This is a genomic window from Stenotrophomonas genospecies 3, from assembly GCF_054473855.1.
In genome coordinates this window covers 75,832-90,919 of sequence record NZ_JBTMUR010000010.1, presented here as the reverse complement: position 1 = coordinate 90,919, position 15,088 = coordinate 75,832, and the positions used below count along the sequence as shown (strand labels likewise).

General features: G+C 67.1%; 14 protein-coding genes. 4 read left to right on the top strand and 10 right to left on the bottom strand.

Features of this window, described 5'->3' with window-relative positions; translation table 11 throughout:
* Nucleotides 1-542: 542 nt before the first annotated feature.
* The 4 genes from murU to ACX9OT_RS14430 all read right to left on the bottom strand — a co-directional run bounded on the left by murU (nt 543) and on the right by ACX9OT_RS14430 (nt 4,173).
* Nucleotides 543-1,253: an N-acetylmuramate alpha-1-phosphate uridylyltransferase MurU gene (gene murU / locus ACX9OT_RS14445; protein ID WP_049463133.1), complete on the bottom strand. Its 711-nt coding sequence runs from the start codon at nt 1,251-1,253 to the stop codon at nt 543-545.
* Nucleotides 1,250-2,275 carry an aminoglycoside phosphotransferase family protein gene (locus ACX9OT_RS14440; protein ID WP_049463134.1) on the bottom strand — a complete coding sequence of 342 codons (1,026 nt, stop codon included), beginning with the start codon at nt 2,273-2,275 and terminating at the stop codon, nt 1,250-1,252. Before ACX9OT_RS14440 ends, murU begins: the two co-directional genes overlap by 4 nt.
* Before the next feature lie 64 nt (nt 2,276-2,339).
* Nucleotides 2,340-2,609 carry a GlsB/YeaQ/YmgE family stress response membrane protein gene (locus tag ACX9OT_RS14435; RefSeq protein ID WP_049398791.1) on the bottom strand — a complete coding sequence of 90 codons (270 nt, stop codon included), beginning with the start codon at nt 2,607-2,609 and terminating at the stop codon, nt 2,340-2,342.
* Between the two features lie 70 nt (nt 2,610-2,679).
* Nucleotides 2,680-4,173 carry a M20 family metallopeptidase gene (locus tag ACX9OT_RS14430; RefSeq protein WP_010483606.1) on the bottom strand — a complete coding sequence of 498 codons (1,494 nt, stop codon included), beginning with the start codon at nt 4,171-4,173 and terminating at the stop codon, nt 2,680-2,682.
* Nucleotides 4,174-4,372: 199 nt separating this feature from the next.
* On the opposite strand from ACX9OT_RS14430, the gene ACX9OT_RS14425 reads away from it, so the two are divergent.
* From ACX9OT_RS14425 to ACX9OT_RS14410, 4 genes are all read left to right on the top strand, one after another.
* Nucleotides 4,373-4,699: a ComEA family DNA-binding protein gene (locus ACX9OT_RS14425; RefSeq protein ID WP_012510302.1), complete on the top strand. Its 327-nt coding sequence runs from the start codon at nt 4,373-4,375 to the stop codon at nt 4,697-4,699.
* A 352-nt stretch (nt 4,700-5,051) separates the two neighbouring features.
* Nucleotides 5,052-6,137: a L,D-transpeptidase gene (locus tag ACX9OT_RS14420; RefSeq protein WP_459002644.1), complete on the top strand. Its 1,086-nt coding sequence runs from the start codon at nt 5,052-5,054 to the stop codon at nt 6,135-6,137.
* A gap of 17 nt (nt 6,138-6,154) precedes the next feature.
* On the top strand, nt 6,155-6,880 hold the full coding sequence (locus ACX9OT_RS14415) for a murein L,D-transpeptidase catalytic domain family protein (RefSeq protein ID WP_004147404.1): 726 nt from the start codon (nt 6,155-6,157) through the stop codon (nt 6,878-6,880).
* 34 nt (nt 6,881-6,914) lie between these two features.
* A complete protein-coding gene (locus ACX9OT_RS14410; protein ID WP_459002641.1) occupies nt 6,915-7,523 on the top strand; it encodes a HutD/Ves family protein in 609 nt (202 codons plus the stop codon).
* Nucleotides 7,524-7,734: 211 nt separating this feature from the next.
* Here the strand turns inward: ACX9OT_RS14410 and ACX9OT_RS14405 are convergent, their stop codons facing one another.
* The 6 genes from ACX9OT_RS14405 to ACX9OT_RS14380 all read right to left on the bottom strand — a co-directional run bounded on the left by ACX9OT_RS14405 (nt 7,735) and on the right by ACX9OT_RS14380 (nt 15,056).
* Nucleotides 7,735-9,339 carry a sulfite reductase subunit alpha gene (locus ACX9OT_RS14405; protein ID WP_049398796.1) on the bottom strand — a complete coding sequence of 535 codons (1,605 nt, stop codon included), beginning with the start codon at nt 9,337-9,339 and terminating at the stop codon, nt 7,735-7,737.
* Nucleotides 9,336-10,307 carry an FAD:protein FMN transferase gene (locus ACX9OT_RS14400; protein ID WP_459002639.1) on the bottom strand — a complete coding sequence of 324 codons (972 nt, stop codon included), beginning with the start codon at nt 10,305-10,307 and terminating at the stop codon, nt 9,336-9,338. Before ACX9OT_RS14400 ends, ACX9OT_RS14405 begins: the two co-directional genes overlap by 4 nt.
* Nucleotides 10,308-10,362: 55 nt before the next feature.
* Nucleotides 10,363-11,166 carry a DUF4198 domain-containing protein gene (locus tag ACX9OT_RS14395; protein ID WP_107433675.1) on the bottom strand — a complete coding sequence of 268 codons (804 nt, stop codon included), beginning with the start codon at nt 11,164-11,166 and terminating at the stop codon, nt 10,363-10,365.
* Between the two features lie 76 nt (nt 11,167-11,242).
* Nucleotides 11,243-11,761 (bottom strand): DUF2271 domain-containing protein, encoded by a 519-nt coding sequence (locus ACX9OT_RS14390; protein WP_004147429.1) that lies wholly within the window; start codon nt 11,759-11,761, stop codon nt 11,243-11,245.
* Between the two features lie 26 nt (nt 11,762-11,787).
* Entirely contained in the window at nt 11,788-12,426 is a 639-nt protein-coding gene (locus tag ACX9OT_RS14385; RefSeq protein WP_459002636.1) for a PepSY-associated TM helix domain-containing protein, read from the bottom strand.
* Between the two features lie 209 nt (nt 12,427-12,635).
* Nucleotides 12,636-15,056 (bottom strand): TonB-dependent receptor domain-containing protein, encoded by a 2,421-nt coding sequence (locus tag ACX9OT_RS14380; protein WP_317217207.1) that lies wholly within the window; start codon nt 15,054-15,056, stop codon nt 12,636-12,638.
* Nucleotides 15,057-15,088: the final 32 nt, after the last annotated feature.

Below are 15,088 nucleotides of genomic sequence, written 5' to 3'. Positions count from 1 at the left end.
CCGGCCGCTGGCCGGCAACAGCAAGAGCCGAAGCAACAGCAGAAGCTGGCTTCCTGAGGGGAGGCGGGGTGGCTCAGGTTGCGGGGGACGGCGCAAGTACGTCCATGTAGCCTCGGTCGCGCCATCCATGGCGCTCACGCCCCCGCAACCTGAGCCACCCCGCCTTCGACAGGTTCCCGCGATCTGCCGGGACTGCGTACTGCACTGCTGTTGGTGGGTGTCGACCTTGGTCGACACGTGTCTTGCTTGTGGTGGGCGACTCTTGCTTGTGGTGGGTGACGACCGTTGGTCGTCATCGGAGCAAGCGTAGCGACGCGACCCGCTTTTGCTTTTCTTTTTTCTTTTCCGTGGCTGGTCGCCCACGGAAACTGTCAGAGGCCGGGCGGGATGGGTACGCGGGGGTGTCTGCGGCATGGATGCCGCGGACAAGCTTCCATGGATGGATTCACGGTGTCCCCCGCGTACCCATCCCGCCCGGCCAAGCACGGCTTTGCAGTCGAGCAAGCTCGACTCTACTGATTAGGCATCCAGCCACGAGGGGCTCAGCCGTTCGCGGCCAACTCAACATCCAGCGCGCGCAGGCGATCCACGGTCCCGACATCGGTCCAGCGCCCGCGATGGTGCTGCCCCGTCATCAATCCCTGTGCCATGAAGTGCTTCTGCAGCGGCACCACCGAGAACTTCGGTGGGAGCCGCTCGCTGCCCGGTGCATCACCGATCACCGTGCGCCAGTCGGCCACGATGGAAGGGCGATACACGCCGATGCCGGCATAGGTCAGGCACGGTCCTTCGCGGTCGTGGTGCAGCAACCCCTGCGCATCGATGCGGTAGTCACCGTTCGGGTGCTGAAGCGGATTGTCGACCAGCACCAGATGCGCCTGGCCCTGCGGCTCGCGCGGCAGCGTGGCGAAATCGAAATCGGTCCAGATGTCGCCGTTCACCACCAGGAACGGGGCGTCGCCCAGCACCGGTAGTGCATTGAGGATGCCGCCGCCGGTTTCCAGCGGGGTCTGCCCTTCGTACATGAAATGCAGGCGCAGGCCCCATTGGCTGCCATCGCCCAGTGTCGCCGGAAACTGCTCGGCCAGCCATGCGGTGTTGACCACCACCTCGCGCACGCCGAGTGCGGCCAGGCGTTCCAGGTGCCAGACGATCAGCGGTTTGCCGGCCACGTCCAGCAGCGGCTTGGGCGTGTGCAGTGTCAGCGGGCGCATGCGCTCGCCGAGGCCGGCAGCAAAGACCAGCGCCTTCATCGGGCCACGCGCATCGGTGCGGCCAGGTCGGTCAGCGCCGGCTTGATGCGGTGTTCCAGCAGCTGCTGCAGCGGTGCCAGCTCGCGGTAGCGCGGCAGCACTTCGTCCAGATAGGCGATGAAGCGCGGCGCGTCGTCGAGGTAGTGACCCTTGTTGTCGCGGTAGCGCAGGCGGCAGAACAGGCCAAGGATCTTCACGTGGCGCTGGATGCCCATCCAGTCGGCATCGCGCAGGAAGGTGGCGCGGTCGGGCACCGGCAGGCCGGCGTTGCGGGCGCGCTCGTGATACTGCGCCAGCCACTCGTCCACACGCTGCAGCGGCCAGCTCAGGAAGGCGTCCTTGAACAAGCTCATCGCATCGTAGGCGATCGGGCCGCGCACCAGGTCCTGGAAATCCAGCACTGCCGGACCATTCTCGACCGGCATCAGATTGCGCGGCATGTAGTCGCGATGGGTCATCAGCTGGGCCTGGCCCAGCGCGTTGTCCATCAAGCGGCGGTGCACCAGCTGCAGCCCTTCAATCTCGCCGCAGTCCAGTTCCAGGTTCAGGTGGCGCTGCAGGAACCATTCGTCGAACAGGCCGGCATCGCGCTGCAGCAGTGCTTCGCCGAACTGGCCGAAGTCGGCCGGCACCGGGATCGCCTGCAGGCGCAGCAGCTGTTCGATCGAGCGGCCGAACCATTCATCGGCGTTGCGCTCGTCGAGGATCTTCGCCAGGGTCGGGCCGCCGAGATCTTCCAGCAGCAGGAAGCCGGCATCCAGATCCTGCGCCAGCAGCGCGGGCACACGCAGGCCGTTGTCATCCAGCAGGCCGCGCATGCGCAGCCATGGGCGCGGATCTTCCAGCCCCGGCGGGGCATCCATCACGATGTGGCTGCCGCGCGTGCTGGTGGTGCGCCAGTAGCTGCGCATGCCGGCATCGACCGAGGCGCGTTCGACCACCGCACTGGAATCATCGAGCTGGGTACGGGCCCACTGCAGGCGCTGCGCGCTGCGCTGGGGATCGGAGGCGGGTTCGGTCATGCAGGCATATCCGGGCGCGCCGGGCGCGCCTACGTCGGGAACAGGAAGGGAAGAGGGTGCGGGATCAGCGGCGACCGCTGAACAGACGCAGGACGGCCAGCACGGCCACCGCGCCCAGCACCGCACCGAGGAAGCCGGCCGGCTCACCGGGGGCGTACCAGCCCATGTACTGGCCGAACCACCCGGCCAGCAGCGCGCCGATGATGCCCAGCACGATGGTCAGCAGGCAGCCCATGCGGTTGTTGCCGGGCATGAAGAATCGCCCGAGCAGGCCGACGAAGAAGCCGACCAGGATGATGTAGAGCCAGCTGCTGCTGCCGAACAGACCATTCATGCGCGCGATTTCCACCAAGAGTGGACGCAGCCTAGCAAGGCCAGGCTGCGTCCGTCACGGTGTGCCGGATTCAGCAGCAGCCGTGGTCGCCGTGGCGGGTGCCACTGTCGGCAGCCACCGGCGAACCGCTGGTCTCGCCGCGCAGGCTGGCGGCGTAGTGCTCGCTGATCACCTTGGACACGCAGGCGGTGACCTTCTTGCCCATCGGAATGTGCAGGAACTCGTTCGGGCCGTGTGCATTGGAGTGCGGACCGAGCACGCCGGTGATCATGAACTGGGCGCCCGGGAACTTCTCACCCAGCATGCCCATGAACGGAATCGAGCCACCTTCGCCCATGTACATCGCCGGCTTGCCGAAGAAGGCCTGGCTGGCGTCGTCGATGGCCTGGGTCAGCCATGGCGCCATGGCCGGGGCGTTCCAGCCGGTGGAAGCCTTTTCCAGATCCAGAGTGACCTGCGCGCCGTTCGGCGGATCGCGCAGCAGCGCTTCCTTCAGCAGCTCGCCACAGGTCTTGCCATCGGCGGTCGGCGGCAGGCGCAGCGACAGCTTCACCGAGGTCTGCGGGCGCAGCACGTTGCCGGCCGATTCCAGCGCCGGCATGCCACCGACGCCGGTGACCGACAGTGCCGGGCGCCAAGTGCGGTTGAGCACCAGCTCGGTCAGGTCCTCGTTCATCGGACGCAGACCGTCGACCATCGGGAACTTCTCGAAGATCTCGGTATCGACCACTTCGGCGGCGCGCTTGGCCTGTTCCTGGCGCTCGGCCGGGATCTCAACGTTCATGCCGTCGATCAGGATGCGGCCGGTGTCCTGGTCCTCGATGCGCGACAGCAGCTGGCGCAGCAGGCGGAAGCTGGACGGCACCACGCCGGAGGCATCGCCGGAGTGCACGCCTTCGTTGAGCACCTTCACGGTGAAGTTGCCGCCGGTCAGGCCGCGCAGCGAGGTGGTGCACCACAGCTGGTCGTAGTTGGCGCAGCCCGAATCCAGGCAGACCACCAGCGACGGCTTGCCGATGCGGTCGGCGAGGTGGTCGACGTAGGCCGGCAGGTCATAGCTGCCCGACTCTTCACAGGCTTCGATCAGCACCACGCAGCGGGCGTGCGGCAGGCCCTGGGCCTGTAGTGCCAGCACCGCGGCCAGCGAGCCGAAGATGGCGTAGCCGTCGTCCGCACCGCCGCGGCCATACAGCTTGTCGCCGCGCAGGACCGGGGTCCACGGGCCGAGGTCGTCGTCCCAGCCGGTCATTTCCGGCTGCTTGTCGAGGTGGCCGTAGAGCAGGATGGTGTCGTCGCCGGTTTCGGCGCCGGTAGCCGGAATTTCCAGGAAGATCAGCGGGGTACGGCCTTCCAGGCGCACCACTTCAACCTTCAGGCCGGGCAGCTGCTGGGCCTTGGCCCAGTTCTCCATCAGGGTGACCGCCTGTTCCATGTAGCCGTTCTGCACCCAATTGGCGTCGAACATCGGCGACTTGTTGGGAATGCGGATGTAGTCGACCAACTGCGGGACGATCTCGCTGTCCCACTTGTCATTGACGAATTGGCCGAGCTTGGCGCTGTCCATCTGAAACTCCGGTTGCATGGGCTGATCCGGCCATTCTACGCCTGTGCCGCGGGTAGGGTTTTTCCTACATCACGTCGGGTATTTGGCTGGCTTTTAGAAATCCAGGAAACCGATAGGCTGTGTGCATGTGGTGACGGACACTGTTCCTACCGACGGGATTGCCGGTCGGGACGGCCAGAATCACAAGGAGATACACGTCGTGCCTTGGAGTGTCGTGTTGAGGGCACTGGTGCTGGTCGTGTGGATCGCTGGGGCGCATGCCGCCGAACCGATCGACATCAACCGCGCCGATGCCCAGGCGCTGCAGCAGGGATTGACGATGGTCGGAGCCGCCAAGGCCGAGGCGATCGTCGAGCACCGGCGCAGACACGGCCCGTTTCATCGCGTCGAGGACCTGACGCAGGTGAAGGGGATAGGGAAAGCAATCGTCGAACGGAATCGACAGCGGATCACCGTAGGCAACAGGTTGTTGCCGGCGGATCCGGTACCCGGATCGGTACCGGTGCGAACCGTACCCAGGCGCTGACAGCAGGAATCGTCGGAACCGGCAGGAGGCTGGTTCACCGGACACGGACAGGAAGGCCGTGACCACCGACCGCCGCAGGACGCGGCACCAATCACCAGGATGGTGGCATCACAGACCTGTGGAAGGGGCTGAGATACAAACAGGACAGACGCGGCCGCGTGCAGGATGCAACGCTACCCCCACAGCGCAGGATGCGAGGGGGCGGCAGCAGGCCGACAAGGACGTAACGATTGCCCGGTACGACACATGGCTGTGTCGCCGGGCAGTTTCATTTCCGGCGCCTGGTTTTGCCGCGGCCACCACGGGTCGATGGTGTACGGTGGCCGCACCGCATGGAAAGGACCCCCGCTGGATGCTTCTGCACCGCCCCACTACCCTGATGCTCGCCCTTGCACTGGCCCTGCCGCTGCTGGGCCATGCCGCTGCGCCGACGCCGGCCGCCAAGCCTGCCGCTGCCGCAGCCAGCACCGCCGAAGTGCGCGGACCGACCGACCTCAAGCCGGGCGAATACCTGTGGCATCCGGAAATTTCACCGACCGGCCCGATCGTGCTGGTGGTCAGCCTCGATGAGCAGCGCGCGTACGTGTACCGCAACGGCATTGCCATCGGCCTGACCACGATCAGCTCGGGCAAGGCTGGGCATGAGACGCCGACCGGCGTGTTCACCATCCTGCAGAAGGACAAGGACCACAAGTCCAACCTCTACAACAGCGCGCCGATGCCCTACATGCAGCGGCTGACCTGGGACGGCATCGCCCTGCATGGCGGCAGCCTGCCTGGTCATCCGGCCTCGCATGGCTGCGTGCGGCTGCCGCAGGCCTTCGCGCAGAAGCTGTTCAGTGAAACCCAGCGTGGCGACACCGTGGTCGTGGCCGATGCCAAGAGCTCGCCGATGACCCTGGCCTATCCGTCGGTGCTGGCGCCGGTCAACGCGCGCGGCCAGGCCCTTCCGGAAACCGAGGGTGGGGCCCCGGCGCAGGCCTGGTGGGATGACGCCGCGGCGCCGGCCGGGCAGGTCGGCATCCTGGTCAGCTTGCACGACCAGCGCCTGTACGTGCTGCGCGATGGCGTGATGATCGGCGAGTCGCCGCTGAAGGCCGACGCCCTGCCGGCGTTCCAGGGCACCACCCTGTTCGTGATGGGGCAGGGCTACAGCGATACGCCCAGCCCGTTGGACGCGAACCAGCGCCTGCACCGGTGGACGGCCTATCCGCTGCTGGGCCAGGACCGTGCCCAGGCCACGCCGGACCTGCTGGCCACGCCCTCGCTGCCGATGGCGTTGCCGGCCGATTTCGCCCGTCAGCTGTACCAGGTGCTGGTACCGGGCACGACCCTGCTGGTGACCTCGCTGCCGGCGGTCCGCCCAAGCCCGGCTGAATCCGGAATGCAGCCGGTCTTGGAATCCGAGCCGCCAGGGTCCACCCTCAAGAGCAACTGAGTCCCTTCGTTGTGCCCATGACTGCATCCCGCCTGTGCCGGCTGGCCGCGTTCGGCCTGCTGGCGACCTCGGCCAGTGCTCCGGCGCTGGCACAGACGCCCGCCCTTGCCACCAGTGCCGATGATCTGGCCGCCTTGCTGTCGCGCAGTGCGCCCAAGGCCGACCGCCACGTATTGCAGCTGGCGGCGCACGCCATGCGCTGCGCGCTGCAGCGGCCGGAGCTGGGCATCAATGGTGATCGCCTGAGCGTGATCGACTATTCTCGGCCGTCCACCGAGCCGCGCCTGTGGGTGTTCGACCTGGCCCACCAGCGCCTGCTGTTCGAGGAATGGGTGGCGCATGGCCGCAACAGCGGCGAGAACCGCACCGAGCACTTCTCCAACCGCGATGGCAGTTTCATGTCCAGTCTCGGCGCGTTTACCGCGCAGGAGACCTACATGGGTGGCAACGGGTATTCGCTGCGCCTGGCCGGCCTGGAACCGGGCTTCAACGACCGCGCGCGCGAACGCGCGATCGTCATCCACGGCGCACCCTACGTGAATCCGGCCACCGCACAGCTGCAGGGGCGGCTCGGCCGCAGCCTGGGCTGCCCGGCGGTGCGGCTGTCGGTGGCCAAGCCGCTGATCGACGCCTTGCGCGGTGGCACGATGGTGTTTGCCTACTACCCCGACCAGGACTGGCTGAAGCACTCGCAGCTGCTGGGTGGCGAGTGCGGTGGCCAGGGCACGCTCGCCACGCGGTGATGCACGACGGCGCGCGGCGTGATGCAATGCGCCGATGAACATCGACTCCCTGCTGCACACTCCGAGCCAGGTGATTTCCCGCCTGGACTATCGCCGCGAACGCTGGCGCAACGGCCTGGGCTGGACCCGCGAGATCCTGCGCCTGCCCGCGCAGGGGGATGACTGGGCGCTGCGCCTGTCGGTGGCCGAAATCGGACAGGATGCCGCGTTCTCCGCCTTCCCCGGCGTGGAGCGCGAACTGGTGTTGCTGCAGGGCAATGGCGTGCGCCTGCGCTTCGACGATGGACGCGTGGCGGAAGTGCTGCCGCCACACGGACGAGTGCGGTTTGCTGGTGAGGAGACACTGCACGGGGAACTGGTCGATGGCACCACCCACGACTTCAACCTGATGTGGAAGCGCGAGCTGCTGCAGGCCGAACTGCTGCACCGGCCGCTGGTGGGCGCGATGTTCTTCTTCTGCGAACCGGGCGTGGCCTGGGCGCTGCATCTGCTGGCCGGTCAGGCGGAGTTTGGTGCCGACAGCGGGCTGCCGGCGTTGCAGGCGGGCGATACCGCATGGTTGGCGGCCGGTGAACGGCAGCGTCATGCATTGCAGGGCGGTGGCGAGTTGCTGGCGATCCGGATCAGTGCGGCGGCGGGATGATTCCTGGGCGCCGGTTGGCACTATCCACGCATGGCGTGGATCTACTGCAAATGCGGTTGCCACCATGTCTGGACACACCGTTCAGTAGATCCACGCCATGCGTGGATGGGGCCACCGATACCGCGTCACGGTGCGAACCAAGGTTCGCACCCACCAGAATGCGGTTCGCACCCACCAGGAATCGGTTCGCACCCACCAGGATGCGGTGGCCTCAATACACATCGCGCCGGTAACGACCGGCCAGCAACAGCGCTTCCTTGCCCGCGGTACCCAGCACCTGCTCGATCACTGCATCCACCGCCGGGGCCATGCCCTGCAGGCTGCCGCAGACCAGGATCGTGGCGCCTTCATCCACCCACTGGCGCAGCGTTGCCGCTTCGGTCAGCAGCCGGTCCTGCACATAGCGGTGCGCACCGCCATCGCGGCTGAACACTGCATCCAACCGCGCCAGCGTGCCGTCGGCCAGCATCGCCTGCAGTTCTTCACCGAAGTGGAAGTCATGCGCGGCGGTGCGCTCACCGAACAGCAGCCAGGTGCGCCGTGCGCCACTGCGTACGCGTTCGTGCAGATGTGCGCGCAGGCCGGCGATGCCGGTGCCGTTGCCGATCAGCAGCAGCGGCACATCGGCGGGCGCGCCATGGAAATTGTCGTTGCAGCGCAGACGCAGCTGTACCGGTTCGCCGATGGCGGCGTGGTCGCACAGCCAGCCGCTGCCGATCCCTGGCGTACCGTCAGCGCGCAGCTGGCGGCGCAGCAGCAACTCCACCGCGCCGTCGGCCATCACCGAGGCGATGGAATACTCGCGATGGGGCAGTGGTTGCAGGGTCGCCAGCAGCGCGGGCAGATCACCCGGGGGAACCAATGAGGGCAGGTGCGAGCGCGCGACGCGTGCCAGCAACGTCTGCCCATCATCCAGCACGGTGTCCGCGTCGAAGCGTTGTGCATCCAGCCAGGCACGCACGGTGTGCGATGCGTGCTGCGGGCCGATCTCGGCGATGTCACCGGCCTGCCACTGCGCATTTGCATCGGCCGGGGGCTGCAGGCGCAACCAGTACACCGGACCACCGGGGCTGCCCGGGTTCAGATGCTCGCGTCGCAGCAGCGTCCACGGCTGGTACTCGGCCGGGCTCCAGTCGGGCAGTTCGCTGGCGTTACCGCCGAGTTGTCCCAGCAACTGTTGCCAATGACGCAGTGCTGCCGGATCGGCGTTGTCGACCTCGATGGCGTCGAACAGCGGATGCGCGCCGTGCTGGCGCAGCCAAGTGTCCAGCTGGTGGCCGAATCCGCAGAAGTGGCCATAGCTGCGGTCGCCCAGCGCGAGCACGCCGTAGTGCAGGTGCTGCAGCGGGGGCGGGGTGGCCATCACCCCGCGCAGGAACGGCAGGGCGTGGTCGGGTGGATCGCCTTCGCCGGTGGTGCTGGCAATAAACAACGCGCGCTGGCTGGAAGCCAGCAGTGCTGCATCCACCTCATGCAGCCCGCGCACGCGCACTGGCACGCCGGCACCGCGCAGGGCCTCGGCGCTGCGTTCGGCCAGTTCGCGGGCGAAGCCGGTCTGGCTGGACCAGACCAGCAGGATGGGCGCGGTGTCTCCGGTTGCGGCGTCGTCGCGCGGGCGCCCACGCCACCACAGTGCCGCGCAGGCCAGCGCATACAGCACCGTGGCGAGCACCGCGATCTGCGACTGCCGCGCCGGTGGTGCGCCCCGCCACCACGCTTCGCCGAGATGCAGGCGAAGCAGTGCCCAGCCGATCGCTGCCAGCAGGAGCAGAACCAGTGCGTTGCCGAGCCAGGCGCGCGATGGACGTGCGCTCATGCGTCCTGCTCGTCGAGCAGGCGCTGGAAGGCGCTGCTGAGAAATTCCTGCGGGCCGTCTGCGGTGCGTTGCAGGTAGCGTGCAGCCAGTCCTTCGCGTTCGGCCAGCGCCATGCCCTGTTCGCGACCCAGCACGGTCAGTGCGGTGGCCCAGGCATCGGCGCGCATGGCGTCGTCGGCCACCACGGTTACTGCCGCGGCAACCTGCCGCACCGGTCTGCCGGAGCGCGGGTCCAGGCTGTGACTGTAGGCCTCGCCATCGGCCTGGTACTGGTGCCAGCGATCACCGGAGGTGGCCACCGCCTTGCCGTCCAGCGCCAGTACCCGTGGCGGGGTATCGGTGTGCGCGTCTTCTTCCGGTGCGGATTCCACCAGTACGCGCCACGGCTGGCCGTCCGGTTTGCGGCCGTAGCCGGCCAGTTCGCCGCCGACTTCGATCAGCGCGCCAGTGATGCCTTGTCCAGGCAACCAGGCGGCCACGTGATCGACGCCGAAGCCCTTGGCGATCGCAGAGAGATCCAGTTCCAGTCCACCCGGTTGCAGCAGCGCATCGTCCTGCCACTGCAGGCGCTGCCAACCGCAGCGATCACGCGTGGCCTGCAGGGTAGCGTCGTCGGGCTGGCGGCGTTCACCGGCATGTGCCCCGAAGCCCCACAGTGCAACCAGCGGACCGATGGTGGGATCGAAGGCGCCGCCACTGGCGGAAGCGATGGCCTGTGCGCAGACCAGAACGTGACGGGTTTCGGCCGGCAGCACGCACCATTGGCCGGCGTCGGCGCGGTTGTAGCGACTCAGATCCGAACCACGCTCCCAGGTGCTCATCTGCGCGACCACCTCGTCCAGCCGCGCCTGGATGCCAGCATGCAGCGGGTGCAGGTCGCGCTGGCGCGACGCGACCAGCGACACGCTCCAGGTGGTGCCCATGGTGGTGCCACCGAGGCGGGCGATGTCGAGCAGGGGATCGGTCATGGTGGTGTGCTGCAGGCGCGATGCCGGGGCGTGCCCGGCATCGCGGTCCACGTCATTACTGCGGCAGTACTTCCAGCGTGGCGACGTAGCTCAGGCGGCGCTTGGCGGCCTGCTTCACCGAGGTCTTGTTGTCTTCGGTGCCGGTCTCCAGCCAGTACATGCCGGCTTCCGGCCAGGTCACCTTGATCTCACCCTTGGCATCGCTGGTGACCTTCAGCTCGTCCTGCGCGTTGCGGTAGCGGGTGGCGCCACGCACGATCTCGAACTTCAGGCCGGCGGTCGGCTTGCCGTCGACCAGCACGCGGAAGGTGGCTTCCTCGCCGGCGAACAGATCGTTCGGGTGGCCGACGGCGACCAGCTCGATGCCACGGTTGGTCGGCTTCAGCGCGGTGTCGTTCGGGGCGCCGTTGGTGACGAAGGTCTCCACGCGGCCGACCGACTGGCTCACTTCCAGCTTCTTCGCGTCCTTGGGCAGTTCGCCGAAGGTGGCGACGCTGCCGCGCCAGCGCTTGCGCTCGCCGTTCTGCTCATAGGTGGCGAACAGGCCGTCATTGACCGACGCGATGCGGTAGGTGCCCGGCTGCTTCAGCTCGACATCGAACACGCTGCGGTACTTGCCGGTGGACGCGTTCTGCGGCTGCACGGTGCTGCCGTCCGGCGCGGTGATCACCACCGACTCCAAGCGCAGCGGCACGTGGTTGAAATAGAACAGGTCGTTGGAGACCGCACCGTCGACGGTGATCCACGGCGCATTGCCGGCGATCACGGTCTGCGAGGGCAGCAGCCAGGCCTTGTGGGCCAGGGCGGAGAAGGGAAGGGCAGCGGCCAGAGCGGCGGCGAGGACAAGCGTGCGCTTCATGCGGAAGACTCCAGGTGGATGCAGGGTGGTGCGGCGAGAGGAGGGGAATTACGACTTAATCCCCTCCGTCCCCTTTTCAGGGTTTGACGGCGAGGGTGACCTGGCCCAGTTCGGTGGCGCCCTGCGCCTTGCCGTTCTGTGCGGCGGTGGCCGGCCAGGTGAAGGGGATCTTCAGCAGCTCGCGGCCGCCGACTTCGCGCACCGCTTCCACCACCAGGGTGTAGTTGCCCGGAGCCAGCTGCTTCAGCGCCGGCTGCTTGTCGTTGAACGACAGCGCGTGCTTGCCGGCCGGGCGGGTCGGGCCGGTCACGCCGTCCACCGGCACCTGCAGGGTGCGGCCGCTCTTGCGCCACCACTGGCGCAGGTCCGGCAGCCACTTTGTGCCGTGGCCTTCGCTGTTGCTGGTCTGCTGGTACCAGACCGACAGGTTGGCCGCGACCTTCTGGTCGGCGCCTTCCAGCCACACCGCTACATACGGGCGGTGGTACTCGGCCACGTTGAGCTTGGGCACTTCGACGTTGATGTCGAGGGTGGTGGCATAGGCCGGCGAGGTGGCCAGCAGGCCGCTGAGGGCGATGGTCAGGGTGACGCGCATGGGGCGGCTCCGGAAACGAAGGAAAGTCAGTGGATCAGCAGCAGGGCGATCAGCAGCGGGATCATCAGGCCGAGGCCGACCAGCGGCCAGGTCATGCGCCGCTGCCGTGCATGCAGGTGAAGCAGGAACAGGCCGGTGATGCAGAACACCAGGCAGGCCACGGCGAACAGGTCCAGGAACCAGCCCCACGCTGGGCCCGCGTTGCGGCCCTTGTGCAGGTCGTTGAGGTAGGACACCGCGCCGCGCGAGGTTGATTCGTACTCCACCGCGCCGGTCGCGCGATCGATGCTCAGCCAGGCGTCGCCACCCGGGCGTGGCAGTGACAGGTAGATCTCTTCAGCCGACCACTCGGCCGGGCGCCCGCCGATGGCGATGCCCAGCTGCGTGTCCAGCCATTGCCGGGCCGGGCGCGGGATCGGCGCGTTGCCGTCCTCGCGCGTGCCCAGCTGGCCCAGCAGCGCGGCCGGCAGTTCCAGATGCCGGTTCTGCACCTCGGGCTTGGCCTCGATCTTCGCGGCATGGTTGAGGGTCAGGCCGGTCACCGCAAACAGCAGCATGCCGATCAGGCAGACCGCCGAGCTGATCCAGTGCCACTGGTGCAGCGTCCGCAGCCAGAAGCCACGGTTCTGTTGCTGCTGCACGGTGGAAGAGGCAGGACGGCTCACGGCACGGTTCGAGGCGGACGGGGACTGCCCATTACATCATTGATGAGAATAGCTCGCAATTGCGTGTCGTTCTGTATCCCTGGGGGAATTGCCGGCCAGCGGCCGGCACTACGGACTGGCCGGCAATCCCACGGATCAGTAGATCCACGCCATGCGTGGATGGAGCGGTGCCGACCAAGGTCGGCACCCGCCAGGGCAGGGCGCAGAGATCAGAACTTCGCGTTCAACGAAATCCAGTAGCTGCGGCGCTGGTCCTTGGTCGCGTAGTCGTCCACGCAGCTGAACTCGCTGGGATTGAGCAGCAGGCACGACTGCGAAACGAAGTCCTTGTCGAACAGGTTGTTGACCCGTGCGTTGACCGTCAGCCACGGCGTGGCCTTCCAGCTGCCACCGAGATGGAAGATCGTGTAGTCCTCGTAATAGCGCACGTGGCGGGCGCCGGCACTGTCGATGAGGGTGTCGCGATAGCGGTCGTAGCGGCCTTCGCCGATCAGCGACAGGCTGATCGCTTCGTTGATCTGCCAGTTGAGGCTGGCGTTGGCCATGTGCTTTGCCGGCGTGGTGCCAGAGATCGGGCGTCCCTTGTCGGGGCCGCTGGTCTGCTCGCTCTTGGTCCACGTGTAGTTGCCGCGCAACTGCAGGTTGTCGAGCAGGTCGACGTGGCCGGCCAGTTCTGCGCCGCGGGTCTCGGCCTTGTCGATGTTCACGCTCTGGGTGAAGGTGCTGTAGCCCAGTGCTGCCCAGCCCGGGCCGATGTCCACGCAGTAACCGCTGCCGGCGCGGGCCACTTCGCAGTTCGGGAACGTGCCGCCGCTGGCGATCTTGTCTTCGAACTTGTTGAAGAAGCCGGTGACATTGAAGCCCCAGCGCTGGCCTTCGTAGTACGCGGCCAGCTCGTAGTTGGTGCTGGTTTCAGGCTTCAGGTTCGGCGAACCCACCAGCGGCAGCACGCCCTGGCCACCGAAGCCGGTGATGCCCGGGAACAGCTGATCCGGTCGCGGGGTCTTGTAGCCGGTGCTGACGCCACCCTTGAAGGTCCAGGCGTCAGTGGCGTTCCACACCAGGTAGCCGCGCGGGCTGACATGGCTGCCGAACACGTTGTGGTCGTCGTAGCGCAGGCCGAAGGTGGCGGTGAGGGTGTCGGTCAGCGACCAGTTGTCCTCGGCGAACAGCGCCCACATGCGGTGCTTCTGCTTGGTGTTGCTGCGGTAGCCGGCGCCGTCCATGCCGAACACGCCGTCGATCATGTCAGTGTTGTTGTACTGGCCGCCGACGGTCAGCTTGTGCGCGCCGAAGTCGAGGTCGAGCATGGTGTCGAGCACGTAGCCTTCCAGCTCCATGGTGCGCAGCGGACGCGGCAGGAATGCCTGCAGGCGTGCCATTTCACTTGGGTTGAGGGCGGCCAGTGCATTGCCGCGGCCGGCCGCACAGTTGTTGGCGCCGCCAGTGCGGCGGCAGACGTCGTTCCACAGGGTCTGCAGGTTGGCGCGTTCGTCCAGGGTCAGCGGCAGCGAGCGGCCCAGGTTGCTGCTCTTGCTGTGGGTCAGCGAGGTCTGCCAGGTACCGAAGCTGTAACGGCCCTGGTGGGTCAGCGACAACTGGTCGCGCTCGTATCGCTGGTAGGCGGTGTAGCCCACGCGCGGCTGCACCACGCGGCGGGTGACGGTGCCGCTGCCGTTCGGGTTGGGGATGACGGCATTGCCGACGCGCCACAGGCTGGCCAGGCTGTCGAGGGTGCCGGTCTGGCCCTCGCTGTTGTCGTACTTCTGCCGCGACACGTCGTAGTCGAGCCACAGTTCGTGGTCATCGTTGACGTGGAAGTTCAGCCGCACACCGGTGTTCCAGTTGGTGTTGGCCACCGACTTGCCGCCGCCACCGAAGCCGATGCTGCGTTCCCACAGACTGCCGTCGGGCAGGGTCAGTGCATCCCACTCCGGATTGGAGGCCTTGGCGTCGTAGTAGCTGCCGCGTACTGCCAGGCCGATACGGTCCTTGACCAGCGGGCCGCTGAGGTAGACGTCGGTGGTACGCGCATCGCCGAACTGATCGTCCTGCTGCACGGTGAAGCCCTGGGTGAGTGCGCCGTGCCAGCTGTCCTGGTTGCGACGGGTGATGATGTTGATCACGCCGCCCATTGCATCCGAGCCGTACAACGTGGACATCGGGCCGCGCACCACTTCAATGCGCTCGATGGCATCCAGCGGCGGCAGGTAGGCGAACTGGCCACCGCCGAAGTTGTTCGGATACAGCTGGCCGACATTGCTCTGGCGGCGGCCGTCGATCAGCACCAGGGTGTACTCGGAGGGCAGGCCGCGCATCGAGATGGTGGCACGGCCGTTCTTGTCGCTGGCTTCCAGACCGACGTCGATGCCTTCAACGTCGCGCAGCGCGTCGACCAGATTGGTGTACGGGCGCTTGCTGAGTTCTTCGCGGCTGACCACGCTGATGCTGGCGGGTGCATCGACCACCTTCTGCTCAAAGCCGGAGGCGGTGACCACCACCTTGTCCAGCGTCTGTGGCGCGCCGGAAGCGTCACCGTGGGCGAAGGCGGGAGCGGTCATGGCCGCCAGCACGGCGCTGGTCAGCAGGGTACGGGACAGGGACGAACGGACACGATGGCGCTGGGCCATGGCAGTAACCTCGAAGGATGCAGGGTGGTGCA

Bases quoted from the DNA above. Each gene is read 5' to 3' on its own strand.
- murU (WP_049463133.1), bottom strand. From the start codon at position 1,253: ATGAAGGCGCTGGTCTTTGCTGCCGGCCTCGGCGAGCGCATGCGCCCG.
- ACX9OT_RS14440 (WP_049463134.1), bottom strand. From the start codon at position 2,275: ATGACCGAACCCGCCTCCGATCCCCAGCGCAGCGCGCAGCGCCTGCAG.
- ACX9OT_RS14435 (WP_049398791.1), bottom strand. From the start codon at position 2,609: ATGAATGGTCTGTTCGGCAGCAGCAGCTGGCTCTACATCATCCTGGTC.
- ACX9OT_RS14430 (WP_010483606.1), bottom strand. From the start codon at position 4,173: ATGGACAGCGCCAAGCTCGGCCAATTCGTCAATGACAAGTGGGACAGC.
- ACX9OT_RS14420 (WP_459002644.1), top strand. From the start codon at position 5,052: ATGCTTCTGCACCGCCCCACTACCCTGATGCTCGCCCTTGCACTGGCC.
- ACX9OT_RS14415 (WP_004147404.1), top strand. From the start codon at position 6,155: ATGACTGCATCCCGCCTGTGCCGGCTGGCCGCGTTCGGCCTGCTGGCG.
- ACX9OT_RS14410 (WP_459002641.1), top strand. From the start codon at position 6,915: ATGAACATCGACTCCCTGCTGCACACTCCGAGCCAGGTGATTTCCCGC.
- ACX9OT_RS14405 (WP_049398796.1), bottom strand. From the start codon at position 9,339: ATGAGCGCACGTCCATCGCGCGCCTGGCTCGGCAACGCACTGGTTCTG.
- ACX9OT_RS14400 (WP_459002639.1), bottom strand. From the start codon at position 10,307: ATGACCGATCCCCTGCTCGACATCGCCCGCCTCGGTGGCACCACCATG.
- ACX9OT_RS14395 (WP_107433675.1), bottom strand. From the start codon at position 11,166: ATGAAGCGCACGCTTGTCCTCGCCGCCGCTCTGGCCGCTGCCCTTCCC.
- ACX9OT_RS14390 (WP_004147429.1), bottom strand. From the start codon at position 11,761: ATGCGCGTCACCCTGACCATCGCCCTCAGCGGCCTGCTGGCCACCTCG.
- ACX9OT_RS14380 (WP_317217207.1), bottom strand. From the start codon at position 15,056: ATGGCCCAGCGCCATCGTGTCCGTTCGTCCCTGTCCCGTACCCTGCTG.